Origin of the sequence: Brevibacillus laterosporus (assembly GCA_007833815.1) — a bacterium.
Taxonomy (GTDB): Bacteria; Bacillota; Bacilli; order Brevibacillales; family Brevibacillaceae; genus Brevibacillus_B; species Brevibacillus_B laterosporus_D.
In genome coordinates this window covers 71,724-96,153 of sequence record CP033461.1, presented here as the reverse complement: position 1 = coordinate 96,153, position 24,430 = coordinate 71,724, and the positions used below count along the sequence as shown (strand labels likewise).

Here is a 24,430-nt window from a genome sequence, read left to right as displayed (position 1 = left end):
CTTAAATATTACTTAGCGATGTTACAGACCTCACATCATCTGCTACTTTTTGTTCAAATTCTTCTAATGACATGAGTGCAGACATTTCACGATTTATAGCACCGTAGAGATATTCCAATACATCCTTTTTATACATCTGGCTGACATTAATTTTGATATTAAACAAAACTTCTTGTGTTAAGCGTACACTGTTAAACAACTCTTGTTTAGCTACATCGTAGTTATCCACTTGCTTATGTTTTTTAATCTTATTCATAACGTCATGAAACAAAGGACTATTGGTAATTCCTGTGTCTCCAAGATAACGATAATCAGTTTCTAAGATAATAAAATAACGTTGGTCCTGAATTTTTTGTTCTAGTATGACATGGTTAAAAACCTCTTCTAATTCTTTGTTGTACTGTATGTTTCCTAGATCCCCCAACTCTAAAGCTTTTTGACGAATTTCATAGAAATAATCTTGTAGAGAATATGGATATGATTGAACACGAAATCTTACTGGGTGGGGTATCATACTTAACCATTCTCTAAAACCACTCCAAATTGCACTTTGTTCTTTCGGAGATTTCAGAATGAAGGGAATTGGTTGAACCTCCAGCATAACCATGAACCTATTATCTTCAGTTTCAATAAATCCATCTTTTTCAATCCGTCTAGGTTTAAACCAGTCTATCGCCTTTTCTTTGGGAACCTCCTTTTTGCCCTTTTTTAAGAACAAATAAGCAGCACCTGCACTTAATACAATAGCTACACTTTTTAGTAACTCCCAATCAAAAGAATTAGCCACTTGGTCAGTGGCTAATGAGGCTGAGGCTAAAGTCATTTTGCTATATAAAGAAAATATAATAGTTAGTAGGAAAATTTTTTTAACAATCAAAAATACACCTTCTTTCTTCTTCTAAAAACTATCCATGATTTAAAATAGGTTCCAATATTTAAACCAGTCTTCGGATGTACAAAAAAAGAAAATACAATACAAGCTGCTAAAGGAATAAAGTGTGGAGTGTAGCCTTTCCAATCTAAATATGGCAGGGGGGAACATATTTTGCTAAATTGAAACTAATGAAACAACCAGCCAACCACCATGCCGTTTGTCTTATAGATAATGAAAGTCTCCCAAATGTAATAATTGAGAACTCTTTTTCAGATTTATACGCTAGAAGATGCTGCTCTCCATACATACCCTTTCCTACTTTCCTGAGAAGATTCCTAGAATAGCACTTACAATTACATCAACTAAATATACCCCACCAACTAATCCTAATCCCCATAAAGCAAAGGATTTTGCGGCGGCTATTTTATTGTTGTCGTTTCCTCCAAAAGCACGTATTAAAAGAGCAAGAATTAATAAAACTACAGCAGCATATTTTGAAAAATCTTTTGATACATCCCAGACCTTCTCAACTATACTTTTCCACTCTCCTTTGAGCTTTTCAGTACCTGGGTCAAGATTTAAAGAAGCATACGCTTCTGTTGCAGGCAAAAGAACTACAGTTGAAAAAAGGGCAAATATAGTAAAAAATACTAAAACGAATCGCATATTAATAATACTTTTCATTATTTTTCCTCCACAATTTGGTGTATTACATATATTGTTAATAAAACACCTCCCTTCTCTAAAATATAATTACAACTTTGGCAGAACATATTTAAGAATCAGTAGCCATATAATACATATTTGGGAACCTCTATAAAATAATAGTTTTTCAAAAAACGAGTTTGTCCTTAACAAGGTAATTCCAAATCTGCGACTGGAAAAAGGAGAAAATAAGGAAACTTTCTCTGTAATAAAGTCTAAAACTAATATATGGGTGCCGTATCCGATCAAAGCAGGAATTAAAAGATTAGGGTTAAGTAAATATACAAAAGTACAGACCGAAAATAGGCCCACTATACTGTGAGTAATACTTTCCCTGTGTTTAACTGTAACTAGGTATAGAAAAAATAAACCAATTCCAATTAGTAAGTAGTTTAATTTCATCATTCCTAGAATAAATAAGAGGATACCCAAGGCAATGAAAGCAAGTGGCCTTAACCAAGAAGGAATTATAGGAAGTAAAATAAACTACGCTTATTTCAGTTATCCAAGTAGGGATTTCTTCTAAGGTGTTAGGTAAACGACAAGAACAATATGCTGCAATTGCAACAGCAGAGTGCGTTTTTCCCATCATAGAATCATTTAATCCTTTCCTAGTGACATCTTTAATAGAAGCTAATTACTGCTTCTTGGTAATCCTCATCTTCATCAAATTTTAAGTAGGAATTTTCTCTTTGTTGATCATCTACATTTTGCTGGAGTACTAATCTTTCAAAGTGGATATGTGGTATCTCTTGATATATAGCTTTAGCCTCTAGCCATAGATCATAAAGTTTACTGTTTTTTACTTGCCACACACCACTGATCTGATTCATGACAAGATGATTACTGCCTAAAATGGTAATTGCTTTAATGCTTCTCTCGTTTACCTCTTCAAGAAGCGCATTTATAGCAATATAAGATCCTGAATGATATTCTTTGACTGGAACTTTAAATTCCCATATACGTTCATCATCGTTAAGTAACCAAGATACAGCTAGTAAACCATGTTGTTTATGCCTGGTTACTTCAAAACAGCCAGTTAACATATCAGACCTCCATGTTTCAAATGAGGTTTAATCCTACCTTTTTGTTGCTATAGGGTTAAATCTTGAGCTGATAGAAATTTTAAATTATATTTTAAAATTTAAGTAGGGCTACTCATTCGCTTGTAAGACATATCTAAATCGAATAAAATATTTTCAATCTAGTCTTTTTATTAGACTATAAATTCTTTGGATATAATGATATTGAGACAAATCATTAGACCATTCATTTTTAAACGTTAGGAAATATTGAAGGAGCCTTTCTGTATACCTTCTTCTTGTAAAAAGAGAATGAAATGACCTTCCCTTTTTGACTGTTTGTTTTTTTAAAACGGTAATAAATTCATTTACTTTGAGGGATATCTTATCTTTAACATCTTTAGCTAACTTAATTGTTGTATGAAGCAGTTCTTCAAAAACATTTTCGACTGTGGAAATTTTGCATTGTTCTACTTCTTCAACGATTGGTGTAACTGTTTTAACTAAAACATCTTTATCAAGACAAGATAAATTCCAATCAACTTCTTCTTGAGTTGTAAAAATGTGATCTTTAATTTGTCTCCAAGAGTTTACAATTTTAATTACAAAAGGGGTGTTGGTCACTAATTGATATAGTTCGTCGTTCCATTCTGTGAAACCAACATATATATAATTCATGGTTGCTTTGATTTTTTTGCGTATCTTTGTAGTTGTTGTTTCAACAACTTCTTGATAGGTATGGATCAAAGTAATATCCTTTAAAAAATGATATTTATTATCTTGATTTTTATACAGTTCATTGATTTTCATATTTAGTTGATCAATGGCATCTGTTTCTTTACCTGTCAAGACAGATACGCAAATATATTGCATCCTAAATCACTCCTAATTTAGATTCATTATTGTTTTCTTTTGAGTACAAACGAAATAAAAAAACGTTTCTTTTATTATGAAACATTGTACTCATTTGAATACATTTAAACAAAAAATATATTATAAAAGGTACATTTCTGCTGGTAAAAAGAAGATTTCCCGATGTTTCTGGTATTATTGTTTCTTTTTGAATACAAAAAGAACTTAAAACATTTTCTTTTAATTATGTAACCGTGTCCTCTTTTGAATACAATTTAACAAAAAAAATATCATCAAAGGTACACTCTAGCTCAGAACAGAAGGTTTGTGCTAATACGGGGCTTGGAAAAGATTGACCCTTTTCTACTCTACTTACGTGAGTAAGCGATGCTTTGACTCTTTGAGCTAATTTTTTTTGTGTATAGCCCTTTCTTACACGAAAGGATGCAAAAGCTTGCTTTGCAATAATTCTCATGTATGCCTCCCCTTTTGTATTTACAATATGGTAACCAAAACCATTAAAGCTAATAATATATTCATGTTTATCTTTTTGCAATCAGTTTTGTTTGTTTTTTGAATAATTTTTACTTCATTTTAGTTTGTATTATACGAAATTAGCCACTTAAAAGGAGTCTTATATTATGAAAATTGGAGAGTATATTAAATCAATTAGGGAATCAAAAGGCATGGGATTAAGAGAATTAGCTAGGAGATCAGGAATATCTTCAAGTCATTTGTCTAATGTGGAATCTGGTCTTCGAGATAATCCAAAATTAGATACGCTAAAGAAAATTGCATTGGGTTTAAATCATCCATTAGAGGACCTACTAGTCTATGCGGGAACGCTTGAAGATAATCTATATTATGATGTTGAAAAACTTAAATATATTTTAGAAAGTTTACCTAGTGAGTATCGTAAGGATTTTATGGAAAAAATTGATCTAATGGCTGACGTATATCGTGCAAAAAGAGATCGAGATAAGAAAATAGACCCTCTAAATTAAAATAGAGGGTCTTCCCTAATTACTATAAGAGTAATCATATATAAAATAAAGTGCAATATTGAATGAACAATAAGTAATTGCATTTTCTATATTTAGGTTACTGCCTTTTTTCTATGGCGCTGCCACGCAATTACTAATTCTTGAATTAATAATTTGGCTTCTTGGTGCTCATCTTGGACTTCAACTAAAAATTTTAGATTATCACACGTTGATTTTGGGTCACTCATTGTATAAGTATCATGCAGTTCTTCCATCTCTGTTTCTCCTTTTGTTAGGACTATATACTTGCATATTTCAGTGAAAATAGAACTAAATAATAAATTCCCTTCTAAACTTTATGTCATTATACCCAAAAGAATTGTTATTTCAAAGATATAAACCTAATGTTGTAAATTTGTTTAACAATTAAATATTTGTTCAATCATAATGAGTACTCTTTTATTACTTGAATACTATTATTTTAATTAAGGAAATAGAATTTACTGCTATTATTATTTTAATTGTTTTATTTTGTTTTTTTGATTTAAATGATTTATTGTTTTAGGACGGGCAGAAGCCAGTGGTACCAAGGGTTTATAAGCTATCATTATTACAAAAACAGTGAAATCTATTACAAAAACAGTGGATAATATTACAAATACAGTGATTAAAATTACTTTTTCAGTGAAATCTATTACAAAAACAGTGCTAAATATTGCAAATTAAGTGTTGATACCCAATTCTTTTATCTATTACAAAAAAAAAAGTTGTAATCTTTACCTATGAAGTGGATAATGATGTAGATGTCTAATAGTCTAAGAGGTAATTAATTATGTCCGATGTACATACTAATGATTTGGTTACGAAATCGAATAGATTTATTGAAGCTAATTATAAGCTTGGGGCCCAGGAACAAAAAGTAATTCTCTTATTGGCTAGTAAAATTCAGCCAAGCGATGATGATTTCAAGCCTTACACGTTTTCAATAAAGGAGTTTGCTAAACTTATTAATGTTAAAGGTGAATACTTGTATTCTGACCTTAGAAAGATTACTTTAAACCTGTTAAGTAAGCCTTTTGAAATTTTTATCAATGATACACTTATTCAAACAAATTGGCTTATGGAAGCATCTTATAGGGATGGAACCGTCTCTTTAAAATTCAATTCTTTTTTAAAGCCGTACCTTTTACAATTAAAAAGAGAATTTACGAGTTACCGGTTGAGTAATATCGTGACTTTAAAGAGCGCATATTCAATAAGATTGTATGAGTTATTAAAACAATATGAGACAATTGGTACCCGTTCTTTTGATTTAGCTACTATAAGAAAAGTGCTCGGTGTAGAAGATATATATCCAGTATATGCAAATTTTAAAAATCGAGTCATTATTCCTGCACAAAAAGAATTGGCTAAAAAAACGGATATTTCATTTGAATTTACAGAAGAAAAGGCTGGGAGAAAGGTCAATAAACTGGTATTTAAAATTTTTCCAAACCATCAAGAGAATAGACCAACTAGTACGAGAAGGAAATCAGCAAATAATAGTCCAAAAAGCAAATCAGATCCATCTCAACAATCAGCTTCTCAGCTCCCAACATTCATAGACCATGTTACTGATCTTTGCAGAGAATATGGTTTTGATATGGACGTGGTTACAATTAAGAGTTGGGAACCTTATGGAATAGACCAGGTAAGTAAGGTATTAAAGGAAGTGTATGATGAGAGAGATAATATTATTTTCTTAACACCTGAGATAAGAATGAGATTATCGGCTTCTAAAAAGGAAACTAAAGCATCAAAGAAAGAAAAGACCACTGATTCAAAGAAAATTAAAGCATCAAAGAAAGCAAAAGCTACTGATTCAAAGCAGATTGAAAAACTAATAGATGCTGCTATTGAAGAAACTCTCAAAGCATTTATGAGATCTACTGAGGTTGTATCTAAAGGAGTTGTTAAAGGGTTTTTTATTGATTATGTTCAAGAAAAGATTGAAATGACATATGAAGATGCTAATAAGATATTTAAGCAGTATGAAGAAGCACTAATGACAAAAATAAGAGAGAATACAGGAATAAAAAACGTATCCAAACGAACTAGGTATTAATTTTGGAGAGATATGCATTCCGTTTGTTGATTAACCGGGATGCATATTTTTATGTCCTCTAAAAAGTGTATATGAAGGTCGCTAATTTACGCTTTAAATACTACAAAAACAGTGTGTATGATATTCCTTTCCTTTAACGCCATAACTATTACAAAAACAGTGCGTTTAACAATTCCCCTTTTACAGCGTTAAATAGTACAAAAACAGTGTGTACGTAATTCCTCATATTAACACCGTAATTATTACAAAAACAGTGTGTTTAATAACTCCCCTTTTACAGCGTTAAATAGTACAAAAACAGTGTGTACGTAATTCCTCATATTAACACCGTAATTATTACAAAAACAGTGCGTTCAACAATTCGCCGTTTACAGCGTTAAATACTACAAAAACAGTGTATACGTAATTCCTCATATTAACACCGTAATTATTACAAAAACAGTGCGTTTAACAATTCCCCTTTTACAGCGTTAAATAGTACAGAAACAGTGTGTATGTAATTCCTCATATTAACACCGTAATTATTACAAAAACAGTGCGTTTAACAATTCCCCTTTTACAGCGTTAAATAGTACAAAAACAGTGTGTACGTAATTCCTCATATTAACACCGTAATTATTACAAAAACAGTGTGTATGATATTCCTCTCCTTAACGCCATAACTATTACAAAAACAGTGCGTTTAATAACTCCCCTTTTACAGCGTTAAATAGTACAAAAACAGTGTGTACGTAATTCCTCATATTAACACCGTAATTATTACAAAAACAATGCGTTTAATAACTCCCCTTTTACAGCGTTAAATAGTACAAAAACAGTGTGTACGTAATTCCTCATATTAACACCGTAATTATTACAAAAACAATGCGTTTAACAATTCCCCTTTTACAGCGTTAAATAGTACAAAAACAGTGTGTACGTAATTCCTCATATTAACACCGTAATTATTACAAAAACAATGCGTTTAACAATTCCCCTTTCACAACGTTAAATACTACAAAAACAGTGTGTTTAATAACTCCCCTTTTACAGCGTTAAATAGTACAAAAACAGTGTGTACGTAATTCCTCATATTAACACCGTAATTATTACAAAAACAGTGCGTTCAACAATTCGCCGTTTACAGCGTTAAATACTACAAAAACAGTGTATACGCAATTCCTCTCTTTAACGCTATAACTATTACAAAAACAGTGTGCACGTGGCCCTCTGTTCTTCTGCTCGATCTCCACTTTATCAGTAAGCATATCGTATACCTGAAGGATGAGCTTAGTAACCTGAGCGTTGGATTCCTTAATAGCCGCATCAGATGAACGATTTCCTTTTACAGTTCTCGACCGAATACAGGATATTTCAGCCAATTGAGCAGTGTTCGATCCAATACTCCACACAGACCTGCAATCTCATCAAGAATCTGTCATGCTGGCTTAGATTTGGCTAGATAAATGGATTGCATCGTATTGTTCTGTTTTAGTGTGAAAAACTCTATCTACCCGTCACCCAAATGCCTCCAATATATGAGAATCATTTTTTAAAAGGGTTTCCTTTTGCCTGCGTTCGTATCTATCCCTTCAGAGAGACTAACAACATAAAATGAGTCCTTCCCATCACTTTAAGTTTTGAAGGTGAATTTCAAATGAGCATGACAAAAAGGCTTGCCAGATATTGGACAGGCTTTTTTTAAAAAACCATTCAAATGTTTCTACCAGAACCCCCTATTTATGAGAGCACTATTTTGCAAGAAAGGAGGAAAACAAAAATTTTCACAAACATTATCGCAATTATTTGATAGGGTATTCCGATTGTTAGTGTGTAAGGGAACATAACGAGTGAATAATCCTACTGTGTCCCGTGTATAAGGAAAGATCAAAAAAATTAAAAGAAAAGGAAGGTGTTTAATTATGACATTAACCGTAATCGCAGCAGTACTTAGCATCATCGCAGCAATACTTGGCATTATCAATAACTCGTTTGGTATTTTGGACAGGCTATCAAAGTTATTTAAGGAAAAAGCGCCAACCAAGCCTGACGGCGATGAGCCAGCAACAATGCCAAAACCAACAACAGAGGATGCACAAGAACAAGACGAATCTAAAGCAGCTTAAACAAGAGAAGCCACCCACTACGGGTGGTTTTTCTTCGCATTCCAAGTCAATGTAGTTATTTGACATAGTTGTTCATGAAGTGGTTTTTCGAATAAATACAAAAAGCCACCATTACTGGTGGCCTAATTTACAATCATATGAGATTGATAATAACTATTTGCTCACAAAGTTGATAGGAAAATAGCATAAACATTTACTACAAAACAGCTAAGTAATATAAAATCAAATATTAATATACGGCATGTGGTTAACCACCAACTTAGCGCAGCCACACGTGTCGAGAGAGGCACGCGTTCAAAAATTACGTTTTAATTACTTAACTATTTATTGTTTTCCTCGTACTCTTTCTTAGCTTTTTCTAGTAATTGTGTAAGAAAGGCCGTTTTAAATCCTCTTTTCTTTCCCTTAGATATTTTATCCAACCATTTAGCTAAATCCTTTCTTATTAGAAAAGTACTCCTTACAGTGTTATCTTCGACTGTTTTCTCATACTTTTTGAAAAGATCATGTAAAGAGTCATTAGGATCTAATGGAATCTCTGACTCTATCTTATTTTGAACGGACTCTTCATTTGCTTGAGAAGATTCTGTAGGAACAGCTGGGTTAGCAGCCAAATTTATTAATTGTGCTGCATTATCTCTAGCACTGTTTGATTCAGATTTAGAAGTGAGATTTTTAAATTTATCAGCTTTGGACACGTTCTAACAACTCCTTCACGAATAGAGAATATTGCTCTAAAGCTTCTGTATCTTGTTTGGTTCGCTTTGAAACTCCAGTAAGTGAATATTCTTTAATACGAGTTCTTCTTTTGATGACACTAGTAAATAAAAGATCTTTGTATTCTTCACGTGCTTTTTCTAATACATGATTGTCAATCGCCGCTCTGGAATCTAACATGCATGTTAAGATTCCAGCAAGTCTAATTTTTTCATTGGCTTGGGCTTTTATCCCTTCCATAATGAATTCTAGATAACGCTCCAATGCATCAAAGCAAAAAGGTTCGGATTGTAGAATTGGAATAACAAAATCCGATGCAACTAATGCATTTTGAGTCATTTCTCCTAGATTAGGAGGACAATCAATTAAAATAAAATCATAGTCATCACTAACCTTTTCTAGCGTCTCGGAAAGAACGGTTAGTGGATTACCAGTATATTCTCTGTATAAGAAATATGGCAGTTGAGATAAGAAGTCAGTTGCAGGTATGAGATGTAAATTTTCATTGATTACATGAGTTACAGATTTTACATCTTTAAATTTCATCATTTCTAATGAGGTTTTACCATCAAACTGATAAATATTTGGATCACCAGTAGCCATTGATGTTAGGTTTCCTTGACTATCAAAATCTATCAATAATACTCTATAGTTTTTGGATAAAAGGAATCCTGTTATGGCTGTAGTTGTTGTCTTTCCTACGCCTCCCTTTTGAATTCCAAAACTTATAATTGTAGACATTTTTATCACTCCATTTTTTCTTTTCTCATAGTAAGTAAGATTCGATATAAGTGTTATAAATACCTGCTTAAAATATATATTTTAATTGTTATATAATATCATATTCCCATATGAAAACATATACTTTTATGCAGTAATATAAACCTAAACTACATATACGAAAACAACAAAATATAATACATCACAGTTGTATAAGTATATTACGCATATGTTACTTAATACTCGTGTATTCAAACATATATGAAAACAACAAATATAGTACATCATAGTAGCATAAGTATATTACGCATATATTACTTAATACTCGTGTACTCAAACATATACGAAAACAACAAATATAGTACATCATAGTAGCATAAGTATATTACGCATATGTTACTTAATACTCGAGTACTCAAACATATATGAAAACAACAAATATAGTACATCATAGTAGCATAAGTATATTACGTAATATATTACTTAATACTCGAGTACTCAAACATATACGAAAACAACAAAGTATAATACATCACAGTTGTATAAGTATATTACGCATATGTTACTTAATACTCGAGTACTCAAACATATATGAAAACAACAAAATATAATACATCAAAGTTGTATATGTATATTACGTAATATACATATACATAGTTTAGCATGAGCATTGTTTTGAATATTTTATTTTATATTACATCTTATTAGTTAAATAGAAGTTTGGTTTGGTATAAAAGTATGAAATTCGGGTCTTAAAAACACGAATACCTACATTTCAATTATAAAGACTTTCTTTGCGATTTTTATTAGGGGGGATACTTTGGTATTAACTAGTCTTAAAAAATGGCTTAGAGACTAATCTGGAAGGTCGAAAATTTGCAACATTGGAAGTTATAAGGTGAAGTAATATATGAAGTAATATATTACTTCATATATGTATATGAGTATTAGTTGTCATTTTATATTTCAATCCCATATCTTTTATTATGTAAACTTAAAAGGTGTGATTGAGTTTATCAAGGAAATAGATGTAGTATTTTATATTCCAATAATAAATACCAACAAAATACGCCATTTTGTCGTTATTATAAATAAAATATGGTATTCTATTAAAGAGAACATTAGTTTGCTTGAAAAGGTTGATATAAAAATGGGAGTGTTATGAAATGGATGAAAACTCCGATATCGAAAGATCAATCTCCATTCTGTATAATCAAAAAGAGGATGAAGTAAAAAGGATTATTGAGACAGGTGCCTGGAGTGAAGATCAGAGGATTTCTTCTTTGCTACTTAATGAGGGGAAAGTTCTCACATTAGATAAGTTATATGACGAATCTATCTTTTTCGCTTTTTACCTATATGATAAGCCTAGGAACAAAAAGTTAACTGATGGAACGGTTTCTGAATATAAAAGAGATTTTCATAGTTTTGTTTCGTTTTTGAATGATCCAGTAGATAAATTTACATCTATTGGAATAACTGATTCAGCTCCTCCATCTTGTGGACTAAAACAAGTTGGTAGGCAGCAATTGAAAGCATATGAACGATACATAAATGGCAAACATGCTAGGAATACGGCACTTAAAAAACTGACTTTTGTAAAAAGTATATTAAAATACGGATACGAAAAAGGTTATTTTAAGTACAATTTGCGTGATGAGTTTGCTATAGGTAAAAAAATTAATACAATAGTAGAAAGAAAACTTAATTATATGGAACTACAAGCTATATTGAATGAACTTAGAAAAAAAAATCTTCACCGCATTATTGGTAGTTTACTGACTTTAAAGGGATTACGTGTTAGTGAAGTATGTAAGATGAATTGTGGGGACATTGAGACAGGTCTCTACGGTGATACATTAGTAAAAATAGAACGTAAGGGAGGGAAAATAGTACGCAAGAAGATTCCAAAAGCAGTGATGTTTGATTTAATACAATATCGGCAATTCCTGAAGCTAGAGTTTAATAAGAAGGGGATGGTGTTTAATGATTCTCCTGATTCCCCTCTTATTCCTAACTCCTTAGGTGAACGTTTATTAAGAGATCGTGTCTGGGATATCGTTAAACGTGCGGCTAAACGTGCATCAAAGAATTGCCCCTCATTAAAAGAAAAGGCACAATACGTCTCACCACATTGGTTTCGTCATACATTTGCAACTATTGCACTCGATTCTGGGGCATCATTGCAAGACGTGAAGGACGAGCTTGGCCATGAAGATATTAGAACCACCCAAATATATCTTCACTCACTTCGAGAAGAAACCGGTACAACTTTGGCTGATTTAATAAGCAGCAAGATAACAATATAAATTAGAATTTACTAATAAAATATAGAGTTTGGATTTTATGCCAGACCAATATTTGGCTGGGTATTTAAAAGTAATATAAAAAATGCTTTTTACTCTAGTTGTCTCGTTGCCATTCCTTCATGGAACTGGAGCTATTTAATTGATTACGAGGCAGAAGAGTTTTCGAATATCCTTTATCAGTACGCCTTGAATGAGATGAAATAACAAACACCCCGCCTGGTCGATCTTGGCGGGGGTTATAAAATCGATGAGAGTGCGGCTGCCAGTGAGAAGATGTAAAATAGAAAATTTATCAGAAAGGGATGGGATATACATATGTTCGATGTAAGAAATTATTTTACAGATAAATACAACGGCTTGAAGCCTGAAGTGATTGAGAAGTATGCGTGCCGTGCCGAACGGCTCATCGCTATCCAGGATGCACTAGGTCGTGAGCTAACGGACAGTGAGAAGCAAACTCTCGCGTGGTTGTCAGGTTCGGAGACGGGAACGGTTGATAACATACAACGGATATTTGACGAATTAAGCGCGAGAGTTCCAAAATGAAAGAGAACCATAAAAAACTTTTTAGGTCGAAAAAACGCTTCTCTTCCTTAGTTTCAGAAGTTTCTAACATAATCGAGTCTGAAAAAACGGATATGGAAAAACTTTCTGAAATTACTTCGATTATGGAGATAGCTAGAGAAAGTACTTGCTACATCTGCTTGCTTGACAGCGAAGAAGAGCACCCTAGCAAGACCAAAGGGTTGTGCCAAAAGCATTACGGAGAGTGGTATCAAAGAAACAAAATAGCGAGTAAAAAATATCATAAAGAGCCATACAACCGCAACTACCTTGGTGAGAACAGGATCTATGGTCCGATTCCTTTGCCAGTTTCGAAATTAAATCCGGACCTGTGTGCAGCTGAAGGTTGTGAAGAAAAACGCCAGGCACTAGGGTACTGTTCTCTACACTATAGTAGAGTTTTCCTTTCTAGGGTCGATCCAAACGACTTAGAAGCGATGAATAAGCCGAAACGCTTGGTATGACTTAAATAAAAAATCTGTAGAAGGTAGGGGTGGAAAGGTGGATCAACCAGTGAAATTCAAAAAAATGGATGAGGCTTTAACTCTTTATTTTGAGCAGGGCTACACAATATTTAGTGACATAATTTCTACGCAAGGTGATATGAGATCCGTTATTTTGATTTTGCCGAATGATAAAATTAAATCTACAGTGCTTATCTTGAGAAGTTTTGAAATGAGTACTGTCAGGGAGGAGTTTTCAAGCATGCTTCTCTCAAAAAAAGATGTTGAAATGATGTCTGCTTATTTTAATAGCTAATGGAGAAAGTTATTGAAAGTTTACTAGAAAATGGATTTATCCCAGATGACCATACTGCTGTTAGAGTTGAACGTGGTCGCAGTGTAATTGGTGGCAGGTTGCGGTATAAAAGAGGGTCGATTTTTGTAACAGTCGGAAAAAGAACAACCTGCGTTTATAAAAAAGAAGGAAAGCAAATATTATGGGTAAAAAATTTCGAAACAAAAGATGCTACAAGTATTATGAGGTATATTGCAGAGCAAAAAGAAGGGCTCTTTTAATAGGAGATTCGGTACTTAAATAGTGAAGGATCGTAAATGAAATGATCACTACCTGATATTAAGGCACTGTACACTTTTTCCAAGGAGGGTCGCCATGATTACAGGTAAAGATGACCGAAGCTTGCTGGTGCTAGAGGACTTACAAGATGGAGTATCAGTATCTGCCGCCGCTGCTAAGCATGCGCTCTCGTTGGACCAAGTAAAACGTCTGTCTCGATATCGCTCAATTCTGCAAGCAGCGAAAGAACATCTGAGTCAGTCCGCTCTTGATGCCGTGAAAGCACAGGGACTCAAGGTGCTTTACATTGCCGATCTGTTTAAAAAATGCGATTGGCTAGGTCTTGAAGAAATACTGGCCACGTGCGATCAAAACACCACGCGGGATGATTTAAAGCGGCTAGTTCAAGCTTTGGCGGAAAAACGTGAGCGAGTCCAAGCGTTTCAAGATGAAGCAGAGCGAAGTATCGCACGTCTGGAAGAACAGTCCAAGCAGCTTGCGGCTAAAGAGGACGAGTGTCAGCGGCTCAAATCGCAAATAGAAGCGAGTCTTTCTGAATTTGACCGATACGGCCCTGATATAAAGGCGTTCATCATTGAACATGTAGGCATTATAGCTGAACAGTATTGCCTCAAGAAACGAGTAGATAGCTTGTGGTTTCAGGATTTAAAGAAAAAGAAATTGGCCATCTATGACGATTCCCAATATCTCTACTTGATTCCGGACCTAGATCAATTTATCGAGGCTTATCGGCATCGGCTGAAGCATCGCGGCAATGTGTTGTGGGATGAAGACAGGGAATATGAGCGCTGGGAAAAGAAAATGGATTCGGGCTTTACTACTTATTATGAGTTTCCGAACAGCCCCTATTATAAGAATGGACAGGCACTTATCACGGAAAGTTTGACGACTCAGCTCAAGAAGATGGAACAGCAGCTCCAGGAGATACGTAAAGAGCAAGAAAAAATCAAGAGGACGATTAGTAAAAAGAAGAAGTCTTCAGTGAAGTCGTTTATGGAGGCTGTTGAGGCTCGCAATACGCTATCTGCATCGGATCTTCGAACGCACGGAGAACTGCAGCAAAAAGCAATGCGATGGTTATTTGACCAAGGCTTTATTGTTATATCGGAACTAGTGCTAGAAAATGGTCGGCGTGTGGATGTAATCGGCTATAATAAGGAAAGTCGCATCGTCATCATTGAGGTGAAAGCATCCCGGAGCGATCTGCTCGGTGACGAAAAATGGATAAGCTACCTTGACGCTTGCGATGAGTTTTATTTTTGTACACTTCCTTATTTAGCAGACTGGTCCTATGAGAAGCAAGAGCTTAAAGGAAAGACAGATGCAGGCTTGCTTCTTCCGGCTAAACGAGGCGAATCACTGGAAATTGCTATAACATCCTGCGCCTTCGCTTGGGCTACACCCTCCATCTTAAACACCTAACTCAATGTACTATAAATACTATAAAATTGAATATAGATATCTAGTTTTTAAAGAAATAAAAAGAATGGGTAACCTTACATTGAATACTGTAAAGTCACCCATTCTGACTAGTTAAGATAATTCCGAAATGTTGGTGCTACCCCTGTATTCGTGATTTAGGCTACTTTGATTTACAGGATTTCGAACATATGGATATGAGAGGAGCTTATTATATTTCTCGTTTAAAGCTAAATAATCGTGTATACCAAAAAATTCCTCAACCGGAATACTTCAAAGATGGAAAAATAAAGAAGAAATCTGAGTATATCCAGTTAAATATGGAAGACCTTATGAATCAAATCCAACCAGGCGAGACACATGAGATATCCAATGTTTACATAGGTCAGTATCAAAAGCTATCAACCCGGGTTATTATTCATCGGCTGACAGAAGAACAGATTCAAAAGCGACGGAGGGATCAAGCTATTAAAGAAAAAAAGAAAGGAATTGTGTACTCGGAGAGAAGTAAACGATTAAGTGCTATCAATATTTATATTACGAATGCCCCCTCGACAGAGGTTCCTACCGAAAATGTTCATCATTTGTATTCATTACGCTGGCAAGTCGAAATTCTCTTTAAAACATGGAAGTCTTTCTTTGGTATTGATCATTGTAAGGAAATCAAACAAGAACGCTTAGAATGTCACCTGTACGGGCAACTTATCAGTATTCTTATTTGTTCCTCCACCATGTTTCGAATGCGGGACCTTCTACTAAGAAAACGAAAAAAGGAACTGAGTGAGTACAAGGCCATACATATGATTCAAGATTACTTTCCACTTCTACATAGATCCATAGAAAAAGACACCACAGAAATGTCAAAGGTTCTCCTTCGCCTGTTCAACCTCCTACAGCGTAACGGGCGGAAATCTCATCGATACGAGAAAAAGACAGTCTTTGATATACTGGGTGTCGTATACAATTATACCATGTCTCAAGATCGAGCTTCATAGTATAAAAATTTTGACCCGCTCAGGTTGTATTTATCATGCACACTTTTATCATGTATAGGTTAGCCCGATAAAAAATAACTACTATCCATCTATAGTGGATTCTTAAGTTGATGGCGATGTGGTGGTACCCCTTAGAGACAAAAGTAAATATGATTTAATAAAGAGGAGAATCTTTTACTGAAAGCAAGATGATATTCATTACATCAATTGGACTAGATGAATTTGCAGTAATAGTCAAGTTTAATCGGGATTGTGCATTTAAAACAAAAGTGGAAGGTAAAACGAAATCTTTAAATTTTGAATCGTTGTCTATAACCCCTTCGTTATCTGTACCGGTGTTGAACTGTCTTAACGCCCCTGCCTGTAAATTATCAACAGTTGCAACTATAGTTCCGCTTCCAGATAATCTCAAATATAATCTGTAGCTAACTTGCCCATTCCCTGAAAGAGTGTAATCTATACTGGTAGATCCTGTTATGCGGAGTGAATCACCACTATTTCCAAAATTCTCTCGAATATGGACAACAGGTGGTCTTGAAACAATAGTCGGATGCAATGGAGATACAGTAAAACCTGTACCATCATTAGGTGCTAAATGTATAATTGTACCATTTTGAGATGTACCGGCTATATTTGATTTCCTATTATAAACACCGACAATTTTATCTACACCATAAGTAGAAGTTATGGGTCTATTTTCTCCAAAATATAACGGTGTTGTATTTTGAATTGTTTCGTTTACTTGTACAGTTGCGGAAATATTCGTAATATAATAATCTGGATAATATGTCCAATCACCAATAAAGGAGGGACCGCACGTAGTATCATTACTTCTGAAGCCGTCACTACGAAGGTATCCACCAGAACCTGCTGATCCACCAGTAAATTCATGGAAGCGGGTAGAGTAATATGGTACATCTATCGGATTTCGTAATACACAATTAAATGAAATATTATCAAAGTCCATTGGTACATCAGCTCTAGCTTGTTCTTTGATTTCGGTTGAAGAAAGCTGAACTCCAACTGTTGCTCCTTGTTTCCCACCTACATAAGATGTATTAATATTATAAAGTATATCTTGAGAGTACTGTCCAAAGATAGGATTATGATAATACCAGCGCCAGGCACGCCCTGATACCCCTGACAGTAAATAATTCGAATTCGTTTGAATATAGGAGTTAAAGAACGGCCAGTATGAGATCGGATAACTTCCCTCTCTAATAGTATTATTCCCTATATTATATAAATTTGCACTAGTGCTTATAAGTAGGTTTTCATATTTAAGCAATGACCAAATTGAAACAAAGTCTAGTACATTTAATGTCATAAAGGTTTTAAATTCTACCATGTTTCCTAAAGTTGCTCTTGGATAAAATCTTGCTTTAAATTCAGTATCATAGGTGGTTAAACAATAATTAGAATGTTTTACTACATATTTTTTAAGATATCCCTTATACGTGTTCAATTGAGCTGAAGGTATATTCCAATCATCAGCATGAATGATAACATCTCTTATAAAGGTTAAATGAAGAGTAGCTGCTTGTACATATAAAGGTAATAATATTACTTCATAGCCACTTAATCGGAACTGTGGCAATCTATTAACAAATAATTGTTGCATGGTATTAACAGAATCTATGATTGCGGTTGGTGTACTCTCAATTCTGTTTTGTAAAAAATCATCTACTTGTTCGTTAAAGGTTCTTATGTTGTTTTCCAAACCTACTAGTTCAGCTGACACACGATTAAAGGTCAAATTATCAAGTTGTTGCTTAACAAACTGTTCTGTTGCTCGTAAAATCTCTTCCATCGTTAGTGTGCTGCAATTAGGAAATATAAGGTTTTGCAAGTATTGTAATAACCTTCTTTTTGCTTCTTTTTTTAATGCATCAAGAAGAAAACCGGTAACGATACCTACAATTGCTAGTGAAAATAAAGAAGGACTATTTTCTTTCCATTCTGTCCATTCATTTGTTAATTCTTGTATTGTCCTCCTGCGAAAAGGATTTTTTCTCATTGTATTTACGGGGATAAAATCATTGGTAACTAGATCACCACTAATAACATTGTCATTCATAGGAGTTAAACTATTCCCGCTGAAGTTATTTCCATTAAACTTATTGTTCATAAAATCCCCTCCTTATAATCATTAGGTTTTTTATCCAACCAAATGGTTCCAGCTTGTCGTTATATCTATCCTATGTATAATGAAATTGAAAGTTCCCCATAATTTTAACGAACTGACAATGATCTTCACGTATAGGGATTGCTTTCAAATCACAAACGACTACATTATGGCAATCCAAGTGATGATGGGGGATGCATTCCACACTACATTTCAGTACATGATTCCACACAAATACTTTCTGTGCAACAAATAGAAATTTTTTTACTATGAGGCTCAGAAGAACATCCTGTTTGTTCACAAATTGGTTTCACTTCTACATTGACAATAAAAGGGATACATCCTTTTACTTTAACATGTGTAAGTCAACTTCTGCATTACCACATCATCAACTTTTACCGTTTTTCTGCATGTTTCTGTTACGAGCCCTAACAGCGTTTTCCTATATTACTCATGCCGCAAATGTATACATGATGTAGAAGATAAAAAATGGGGATAAAGAGAAAAAAGATAAAGAAAGAACGAGAAGAACGAATGAAAGAAATTATGAAAGGAATTCTAACAACGGTTAACAGTGAAGAAGAACAAAGATTACAAGATACCCAAACACTACTAAACAAACTTTCACCCAAAGTATTGGGAATGCATGGAAAAGCGGGTGAAAAAATTATGTCTCGTCAGGAATCGAGATACTCAACAGCAAGTTAAAGCCAAGAAGAGCACCAACATTAAGCAGCTTCTTGGCTTTAACAAATATTCCTACTTATTCACCCACACAGACAAATTCCATACCTTCTCAAAGACAAAAGTAAATATATGATTTAATAAAGGGGAGAATCATTTACTGAAAGCAAGATGATATTCATTACATCAACTGGACTAGATGAAGTTGCATTAATAGTCAAGTTTAATCGGGATTGTGCATTTAAAACAAAAGTGGTAGGTAAAACGAAATCATTAAATTTTGAATTGTTGTCTATAACTCCATCGTTATTATTACTTGTATTGAACGCATTTACTGTCCCTACCTGTGAATTATTGACAGATGCACTTACGGTTCCGCCTCCAGATAATCTCAAATATAATCTGTAGCGATCTTGCCCATTTCCTGAGATAGTGTAATCTATATTGGAAGTTCCTGTTACGCGGAGTGAATCACCACTATTTCCATAATTCTCTCGAACATGGACAATAGTTGCTGCTGAAACAGTAGTCGGATGCAATGGAGATATCGTAAAACCTGTACCATCATTAGGTGCTTGATGTATAATTGTACCATTTTGAGATGTACCAGCTATATTTGATTTCCTATTATAAATAGCGATACCTTTATCTACACCACGATCAGAAATTATCGGTCTGTTTTCTCCAAAATATAACGGCGTTGTATTTGGACTACTTGTTCCGTCTACTTTTACTGTTGCAGAAATATTCGTAATATAATAATCTGGATAATATACCCAATTACCAACAAAACCGAGTCCAAGACCGCACGTACTATCATTACTTCTATAGTTGTCACTACGATAGAATCCTCTATTTAATGCTCCATTTCTAAATTCATTGAAGCGGGTAGAGTAATATGGTACACCTATCGGATTCCGTAATGTACAATTAAATGGAAGATTCCCGAAGACTGCTGGTGTATCAGCTCTAATTTGTTCTTCGATTTCGGCTACAACAAGCTGATTTCCAATTTTTGCTCCTTGTATTCCACCTACATATGATGTTGTAATATAATAAAGTAAATCTTGCTGGTAACTTCCAAAGATAGGATCACTCCAAGTCCAGCGGTCGGCACTCCCTGATACCCCTGATAGTACATAATTCGATTTAGCTTGAATATAGGAGTTAAAGAACGGCCAATACGAGATCGGATAACTGCCCTCGTCAACAGTATTATTCCCTATATTAAATAAATTTGGACTAGTGCTTATAAATAGGTTTTCATATTTAAGCAATGACCAAATTGAAACAAAGTCTAGTACATTTAATGTCATAAAGGTTTTAAATTCTACCATGTTTCTTAAAGTTGCTCTTGGATAAAATCTTGCTTTAAATTCAGTATCATAGGTGGTTAAACAATAATTAGAATGTTCAGCTACATATCGTTTAAGATATCCCTTATACCTGGTCAATTGAGCTGCAGATATACCCCATTCATCAGCATGAATGATAACATCTCTTATAAAGGTTAAATGAAGAGTGGCCGCTTGGGCAAATAAAGGTAATAATACTACTTGATAGCCACTTAATTGGAACTGTGGCAATCTACCAACAAAATATGTTTGCAGGGTATTAACAGAGTCTTCGATTGCCGCTGGTGAAATCCCAGTTCTGTTTTGTAAAAAATCATCTACTGAGTCGTTAAAGACATCTATTGCATTTTGTAAACCTACTAGTTCCTGTGACACACGATTAAAGGTCAAAGTATCCAGCTGTTGCTTAACAAATTGTTCTGTTGCTCGTAAAATCTCTTCCATCGTTAGTGTGCTACCACTAGGAAATATAAGGTTTTGCAAGTATTGTAATAATCGGCTTTTTGCTTCTTTTTTTAATGCATCAAGAAGAAAACCGGTAACGATACCTACAATTGCTGGTGTAAATAAAGAGGGACTATTTTCTTTCCATTCTGTCCATTCATATGTTAATTCTTGTATTGTCATTGTGCGAAAGGGATCTTTTCTCATGGCATTTATGGGAATAGAACCATGGCATGGTGTACAATCATTTGTAACAAGATCACCACTAATAACATTGTCATTCATAGGAATTAAACCATTTCCATTAAAGTTATTGTTCATACAATAGCCTCCTCATAATTATTAGGATTCTAAATCCAACCAAATGGTCCCCGCTCACATGTTTCAGATCCTATACATAATGAAATTGAAAGTTCCCCATAATTTTAACGAACTGACAATGATCTTCATGTGTAGGGATTGCTTTCAAATCACAAACGACTACATTATGGCAATCCAAGTGATGATGGGGGATGCGTTCTACACTACATTTCAGTACATGATCCACACAAATACTTTCGGTACAACAAATAGAAATTTCTTTACTATGGGACTCAGAAGAACATCCTGTTTGTTTACCTATTGGTTTCACTTCTACATTGGTAATAAAAGGGATACATCCTTTTACTTTTAACATGTGTAAGTCAACTTCTGCATTACCGCAGTCATCAACTTTAACCGTTTTTCTGCATGTTTCTGTTACGAGCCCTACACAATTCAGAAGATAGATCAACTTTGGTTTACAATAAGATGTAAGTTCAAATCCATGAGGGATAGGAATCACACAACAAAACGGTACCTTTTGATATCCTTCCGGTGTAGAATGGAATGGTAATTCTGAATTAGAATGACGTGGGCTCTCCAAATGATCATGATTAGTATTCATTTGCTTGACATCACCTCCTTTCACCGTTTTCTAACTGTATTTGGTGAACAAGATGCAATCTGCCTAATCACTCTATTCAGATTTATTAATCAAGTTCTTGGTTCCAAGAAAATTAGATGTCTTACACTAATATCGCCTTTGGTTACAGAAGAATATATGTATAACAGGTTGATCTCATTCCTCAAATAATTTTTTGAGGCACCAATATATATTTATGAGAAAAATGATAAACAAAGAGGGAATGAATTTACCGAAAAATGTAATTAATCTATTTAAGAACTTAACTGGTTTTAATTGTTTTTGTTTTAAACCATTTTATTCTAGAAATCACAATTATAATGGTTTGTAACTTTTGGGGTTTCAAAACAAATTTAGATACCACAAAGAACTAAAATGCTGAAAGGCCTGAGTACAACTACGATACTGTTGGCTTTAACACTCACTTCTTCAGCATTTTCCTATATTACTCATGAGCAAATGGTATATAGGATGTGGAAGATGTAAAAGAAAAAAATAAGAAAGAACGGGCGAAGAAATCCCGAGAAGAAAGAATGAAAGAAATTATGAAAGGAATTATAACAACAGAGGTTAAGAGTGAAGAAGAACAACGGTTACAAGATACCCAAGCACTATTAAATAAGCTTTCACCTGAAGTATTGGAGATGTACGAGAAAGCAGGAGGAAAAATTCATCTGACAGAAAAAAGTATAGCAGAAAATCTTACTCTCCGTGATTTTTGCTGTGGCTGTCCGAATACTCTTCTGTATGGATAATCAGAGCCGGGTTTTTACCACCTATTGAAAAGACAAAATGAGAATCTAAGGAAACCTCATTTCCTTCGCTATCTTTTATCTGTTTCTCTTTTTCGTAGCAAAGAGGTATATTATGAGATAGGAAAAGCAATCGCTCGTGACACGTTAGGAGAAAATGTTTTTGTAAATGAAACATTTTTAGATGCTGTACATCAAGCAAAAGCAGACGAAGATGCAAGCGCCTTACTTCTTTCACATCTACCTCCTCATGAAGGTGAGTATGATACCACATATGTGAAAGAACACATCAATGAATTTCGGGAAGTGTTTGCACAGGCCTTTGCCTATTATTATGAACCTAGTTATGAACCTGTATTAAAAGCTTACGCACCAGAAATGTTTAAGTACATGGATGACATAAGCAAAAAAGGATTTAATGAAATTGATACTCAATTGAAGGAAGAACAAACAACTCCATTAGACTTTAAAAGTGATATAGATGCTGCTAAAGAATTTGGAACTAAAATAAAACTTTCGGATACTGTAGTGACAAAAGAAGACAAAAAATTTATGGACGGTTACGTGGCGTACGGCCCAATGCTAAATAGGATATTAAGGGGGGCTGACAAACATCCCGGAATTTCTGATATTGATACGTTCATTCATAGGATTGACAGTCTCTTTAAAAAAGAAGAAGCAAAGCTTCCTAATGATCTTATTGTATATCGAAGAACGGATGAGAGGGAATTTGCTCTTCCAGCTGGGTCTCTATTCACCAAGGATGGGAATGTCAATCACGATGCAATTAATAAACTGAATCTTGTTTGATTTCCTTACAATGATCAATGCTAAAGAAAGACTTCCATGTTTTAGGATAAGTGACAGGGTTCCTGCTGTAGACCGCAAAGTAAAATTGGAGAAAAAATAGAACGCGTCCTATTTTTCTATTTCTTCAAGCCTTCTTCTGTTGATGGCTCTATATAAGGAACCTTGAGATATTCCAGTTACTGAGACTATCTCTTTTATAGAATATTCTTTACTATCATACATCCGTAGCGCAACAACAAGCTTTTCTTTATCCAACTTGGGTCTACCTTATGTTTTTCCACGTTTTTTACTCTTCCTTTACTCTCTCAGCAATAAGGTTTCTTTCTAATTCAGCAATAACGCACATCATTTGGAACATGGCTTTGCCCGTAGAGGTTCTTGTATCCATATTTTCTTTTAAAGAAATGAAAATGAATTGCATCGCCATCTCTTCTAACTGATCGGGCCAAATTGTGGAACAACAATGTTAGGGATTATGCTAAAATTATGAAGAGATGCATTCCGATGTTATGAATTCGTGGTGATTATTATATGTACGAGAAGGAACTTAAAAACCTTATCTAAAATAGAAGTGTTCATAAGTTAGCTGGAACTTCTGAAGAGAAAATAAAAGAAATTGAAAATACATTACATGTGACTTTACCTGATAGGTATAAGTGGCTATTAAAGGAGTATAGCTAAGTTAGTTTTGAAGGTTTAGATATTGATGGAATTGGTTTAAACGATGTTCATAAGTTTAGACAACAAGATGGATTGGAAAGAGTACGATATACCAGACGGCTATGTTGTATTTTTTGAGCCTGGAGCTGATTGGATTTATTGTTTGGATACAACCCAACTGGACAATGGCGAATGCCCAGTTGTTGCATGATATCAAGGTCAAGAAAAAGGCGAAAAAAAAGCTGACAAT

The 24,430-nt window shown here is 34.2% G+C and carries 24 protein-coding genes and 6 pseudogenes; 16 read left to right on the top strand and 14 right to left on the bottom strand.

Annotated elements, in window-relative coordinates; genetic code table 11:
• Position 1: 1 nt before the first annotated feature.
• Positions 2-877: a hypothetical protein gene (locus tag EEL30_00565; protein ID QDX90996.1), complete on the bottom strand. Its 876-nt coding sequence runs from the start codon at positions 875-877 to the stop codon at positions 2-4.
• A gap of 312 nt (positions 878-1,189) precedes the next feature.
• The gene (locus tag EEL30_00560) at positions 1,190-1,558 is read right to left on the bottom strand and encodes a hypothetical protein (protein ID QDX90995.1); all 369 of its coding nucleotides are present in this window, start codon (positions 1,556-1,558) and stop codon (positions 1,190-1,192) included.
• Positions 1,559-1,897: 339 nt separating this feature from the next.
• Here EEL30_00560 and EEL30_00555 point away from each other — a divergent pair, with 339 nt between their 5' ends.
• Positions 1,898-1,933: a hypothetical protein gene (locus tag EEL30_00555; GenBank protein QDX91034.1), complete on the top strand. Its 36-nt coding sequence runs from the start codon at positions 1,898-1,900 to the stop codon at positions 1,931-1,933.
• Positions 1,934-2,202: 269 nt separating this feature from the next.
• Here EEL30_00555 and EEL30_00550 read toward each other — a convergent pair whose 3' ends face one another.
• The 3 genes from EEL30_00550 to EEL30_00540 form a co-directional block, all read right to left on the bottom strand.
• On the bottom strand, positions 2,203-2,625 hold the full coding sequence (locus EEL30_00550; GenBank protein ID QDX90994.1) for a hypothetical protein: 423 nt from the start codon (positions 2,623-2,625) through the stop codon (positions 2,203-2,205).
• Between the two features lie 153 nt (positions 2,626-2,778).
• Positions 2,779-3,474 carry a hypothetical protein gene (locus tag EEL30_00545; protein ID QDX90993.1) on the bottom strand — a complete coding sequence of 232 codons (696 nt, stop codon included), beginning with the start codon at positions 3,472-3,474 and terminating at the stop codon, positions 2,779-2,781.
• A 223-nt stretch (positions 3,475-3,697) separates the two neighbouring features.
• Positions 3,698-3,928, bottom strand: a complete 231-nt coding sequence (locus EEL30_00540; GenBank protein ID QDX90992.1) for an XRE family transcriptional regulator — start codon at positions 3,926-3,928, stop codon at positions 3,698-3,700.
• Between the two features lie 166 nt (positions 3,929-4,094).
• Between EEL30_00540 and EEL30_00535 the strand changes: the two genes are divergently transcribed.
• Complete coding sequence (locus EEL30_00535) at positions 4,095-4,457, top strand: XRE family transcriptional regulator (protein QDX90991.1); 363 nt, start codon at positions 4,095-4,097, stop codon at positions 4,455-4,457.
• An 811-nt stretch (positions 4,458-5,268) separates the two neighbouring features.
• Positions 5,269-6,540 carry a RepB family plasmid replication initiator protein gene (locus tag EEL30_00530; GenBank protein ID QDX90990.1) on the top strand — a complete coding sequence of 424 codons (1,272 nt, stop codon included), beginning with the start codon at positions 5,269-5,271 and terminating at the stop codon, positions 6,538-6,540.
• 1,088 nt (positions 6,541-7,628) lie between these two features.
• On the opposite strand, the gene EEL30_00525 is transcribed toward EEL30_00530, so the two are convergent.
• Positions 7,629-7,931: a hypothetical protein gene (locus EEL30_00525; GenBank protein ID QDX90989.1), complete on the bottom strand. Its 303-nt coding sequence runs from the start codon at positions 7,929-7,931 to the stop codon at positions 7,629-7,631.
• 510 nt (positions 7,932-8,441) lie between these two features.
• Between EEL30_00525 and EEL30_00520 the strand changes: the two genes are divergently transcribed.
• Entirely contained in the window at positions 8,442-8,645 is a 204-nt protein-coding gene (locus EEL30_00520; GenBank protein QDX90988.1) for a hypothetical protein, read from the top strand.
• 320 nt (positions 8,646-8,965) lie between these two features.
• Here the strand turns inward: EEL30_00520 and EEL30_00515 are convergent, their stop codons facing one another.
• A complete protein-coding gene (locus EEL30_00515; GenBank protein QDX90987.1) occupies positions 8,966-9,343 on the bottom strand; it encodes a hypothetical protein in 378 nt (125 codons plus the stop codon).
• On the bottom strand, positions 9,330-10,103 hold the full coding sequence (locus tag EEL30_00510) for a ParA family protein (protein QDX90986.1): 774 nt from the start codon (positions 10,101-10,103) through the stop codon (positions 9,330-9,332). Before EEL30_00510 ends, EEL30_00515 begins: the two co-directional genes overlap by 14 nt.
• 913 nt (positions 10,104-11,016) lie before the next feature.
• Between EEL30_00510 and EEL30_00505 the strand changes: the two genes are divergently transcribed.
• The 8 genes and pseudogenes from EEL30_00505 (at position 11,017) to EEL30_00470 (ending at position 16,407) form a co-directional block, all read left to right on the top strand.
• Positions 11,017-11,247: a hypothetical protein gene (locus EEL30_00505; GenBank protein ID QDX90985.1), complete on the top strand. Its 231-nt coding sequence runs from the start codon at positions 11,017-11,019 to the stop codon at positions 11,245-11,247.
• A 1-nt stretch (position 11,248) separates the two neighbouring features.
• On the top strand, positions 11,249-12,391 hold the full coding sequence (locus EEL30_00500) for a hypothetical protein (GenBank protein QDX90984.1): 1,143 nt from the start codon (positions 11,249-11,251) through the stop codon (positions 12,389-12,391).
• Positions 12,392-12,706: 315 nt separating this feature from the next.
• A pseudogene (locus tag EEL30_00495) lies at positions 12,707-12,862 on the top strand (oxidoreductase).
• 237 nt (positions 12,863-13,099) lie between these two features.
• Positions 13,100-13,180 (top strand): annotated as a pseudogene (locus EEL30_00490) (oxidoreductase).
• 288 nt (positions 13,181-13,468) lie between these two features.
• On the top strand, positions 13,469-13,714 hold the full coding sequence (locus EEL30_00485) for a hypothetical protein (protein ID QDX90983.1): 246 nt from the start codon (positions 13,469-13,471) through the stop codon (positions 13,712-13,714).
• Positions 13,714-13,974 (top strand): hypothetical protein, encoded by a 261-nt coding sequence (locus EEL30_00480; protein QDX90982.1) that lies wholly within the window; start codon positions 13,714-13,716, stop codon positions 13,972-13,974. The genes EEL30_00485 and EEL30_00480 overlap by 1 nt, the downstream gene beginning before the upstream one ends.
• 94 nt (positions 13,975-14,068) lie before the next feature.
• Positions 14,069-15,415, top strand: a complete 1,347-nt coding sequence (locus EEL30_00475; GenBank protein QDX90981.1) for a DNA repair protein MmcB-related protein — start codon at positions 14,069-14,071, stop codon at positions 15,413-15,415.
• 143 nt (positions 15,416-15,558) lie between these two features.
• Positions 15,559-16,407, top strand: a pseudogene (locus EEL30_00470) (IS4 family transposase).
• Between the two features lie 154 nt (positions 16,408-16,561).
• Here EEL30_00470 and EEL30_00465 read toward each other — a convergent pair.
• Together EEL30_00465 and EEL30_00460 are read right to left on the bottom strand one after the other, a co-directional pair.
• Complete coding sequence (locus tag EEL30_00465) at positions 16,562-18,256, bottom strand: pesticidal protein (GenBank protein QDX91033.1); 1,695 nt, start codon at positions 18,254-18,256, stop codon at positions 16,562-16,564.
• 349 nt (positions 18,257-18,605) lie between these two features.
• A pseudogene (locus EEL30_00460) lies at positions 18,606-18,964 on the bottom strand (ABC transporter permease).
• Positions 18,965-19,021: 57 nt separating this feature from the next.
• Here EEL30_00460 and EEL30_00455 point away from each other — a divergent pair.
• Positions 19,022-19,240, top strand: coding sequence for a hypothetical protein (locus EEL30_00455; protein QDX90980.1), 219 nt, complete (start codon positions 19,022-19,024; stop codon positions 19,238-19,240).
• Between the two features lie 113 nt (positions 19,241-19,353).
• On the opposite strand, the gene EEL30_00450 is transcribed toward EEL30_00455, so the two are convergent.
• Together EEL30_00450 and EEL30_00445 are read right to left on the bottom strand one after the other, a co-directional pair.
• Positions 19,354-21,054 (bottom strand): pesticidal protein, encoded by a 1,701-nt coding sequence (locus EEL30_00450; GenBank protein ID QDX91032.1) that lies wholly within the window; start codon positions 21,052-21,054, stop codon positions 19,354-19,356.
• A gap of 352 nt (positions 21,055-21,406) precedes the next feature.
• On the bottom strand, positions 21,407-21,940 hold the full coding sequence (locus EEL30_00445) for an ABC transporter permease (GenBank protein QDX90979.1): 534 nt from the start codon (positions 21,938-21,940) through the stop codon (positions 21,407-21,409).
• Between the two features lie 491 nt (positions 21,941-22,431).
• Between EEL30_00445 and EEL30_00440 the strand changes: the two genes are divergently transcribed.
• Positions 22,432-22,713, top strand: coding sequence for a hypothetical protein (locus EEL30_00440; GenBank protein QDX90978.1), 282 nt, complete (start codon positions 22,432-22,434; stop codon positions 22,711-22,713).
• Here the strand turns inward: EEL30_00440 and EEL30_00435 are convergent.
• A pseudogene (locus EEL30_00435) lies at positions 22,673-22,807 on the bottom strand (hypothetical protein). The gene EEL30_00440 and the pseudogene EEL30_00435 overlap by 41 nt on opposite strands.
• On the opposite strand from EEL30_00435, the gene EEL30_00430 reads away from it, so the two are divergent.
• Positions 22,738-23,520: a hypothetical protein gene (locus EEL30_00430; GenBank protein ID QDX90977.1), complete on the top strand. Its 783-nt coding sequence runs from the start codon at positions 22,738-22,740 to the stop codon at positions 23,518-23,520. The pseudogene EEL30_00435 and the gene EEL30_00430 sit on opposite strands and share 70 nt — an antisense overlap.
• A gap of 108 nt (positions 23,521-23,628) precedes the next feature.
• Here EEL30_00430 and EEL30_00425 read toward each other — a convergent pair.
• Positions 23,629-23,959 (bottom strand): annotated as a pseudogene (locus EEL30_00425) (recombinase family protein).
• Positions 23,960-24,126: 167 nt separating this feature from the next.
• Between EEL30_00425 and EEL30_00420 the strand changes: the two are divergent.
• Positions 24,127-24,201 carry a hypothetical protein gene (locus EEL30_00420; protein ID QDX91031.1) on the top strand — a complete coding sequence of 25 codons (75 nt, stop codon included), beginning with the start codon at positions 24,127-24,129 and terminating at the stop codon, positions 24,199-24,201.
• The last annotated feature ends 229 nt before the right edge of the window (positions 24,202-24,430 follow it).

Bases quoted from the DNA above. Each gene is read 5' to 3' on its own strand.
- EEL30_00445 (QDX90979.1), bottom strand. From the start codon at position 21,940: ATGAATACTAATCATGATCATTTGGAGAGCCCACGTCATTCTAATTCA.
- EEL30_00560 (QDX90995.1), bottom strand. From the start codon at position 1,558: ATGAAAAGTATTATTAATATGCGATTCGTTTTAGTATTTTTTACTATA.
- EEL30_00545 (QDX90993.1), bottom strand. From the start codon at position 3,474: ATGCAATATATTTGCGTATCTGTCTTGACAGGTAAAGAAACAGATGCC.
- EEL30_00475 (QDX90981.1), top strand. From the start codon at position 14,069: ATGATTACAGGTAAAGATGACCGAAGCTTGCTGGTGCTAGAGGACTTA.
- EEL30_00480 (QDX90982.1), top strand. From the start codon at position 13,714: ATGGAGAAAGTTATTGAAAGTTTACTAGAAAATGGATTTATCCCAGAT.
- EEL30_00530 (QDX90990.1), top strand. From the start codon at position 5,269: ATGTCCGATGTACATACTAATGATTTGGTTACGAAATCGAATAGATTT.
- EEL30_00455 (QDX90980.1), top strand. From the start codon at position 19,022: ATGGGGATAAAGAGAAAAAAGATAAAGAAAGAACGAGAAGAACGAATG.
- EEL30_00505 (QDX90985.1), top strand. From the start codon at position 11,017: ATGTATATGAGTATTAGTTGTCATTTTATATTTCAATCCCATATCTTT.
- EEL30_00510 (QDX90986.1), bottom strand. From the start codon at position 10,103: ATGTCTACAATTATAAGTTTTGGAATTCAAAAGGGAGGCGTAGGAAAG.
- EEL30_00540 (QDX90992.1), bottom strand. From the start codon at position 3,928: ATGAGAATTATTGCAAAGCAAGCTTTTGCATCCTTTCGTGTAAGAAAG.
- EEL30_00535 (QDX90991.1), top strand. From the start codon at position 4,095: ATGAAAATTGGAGAGTATATTAAATCAATTAGGGAATCAAAAGGCATG.
- EEL30_00500 (QDX90984.1), top strand. From the start codon at position 11,249: ATGGATGAAAACTCCGATATCGAAAGATCAATCTCCATTCTGTATAAT.
- EEL30_00550 (QDX90994.1), bottom strand. From the start codon at position 2,625: ATGTTAACTGGCTGTTTTGAAGTAACCAGGCATAAACAACATGGTTTA.
- EEL30_00520 (QDX90988.1), top strand. From the start codon at position 8,442: ATGACATTAACCGTAATCGCAGCAGTACTTAGCATCATCGCAGCAATA.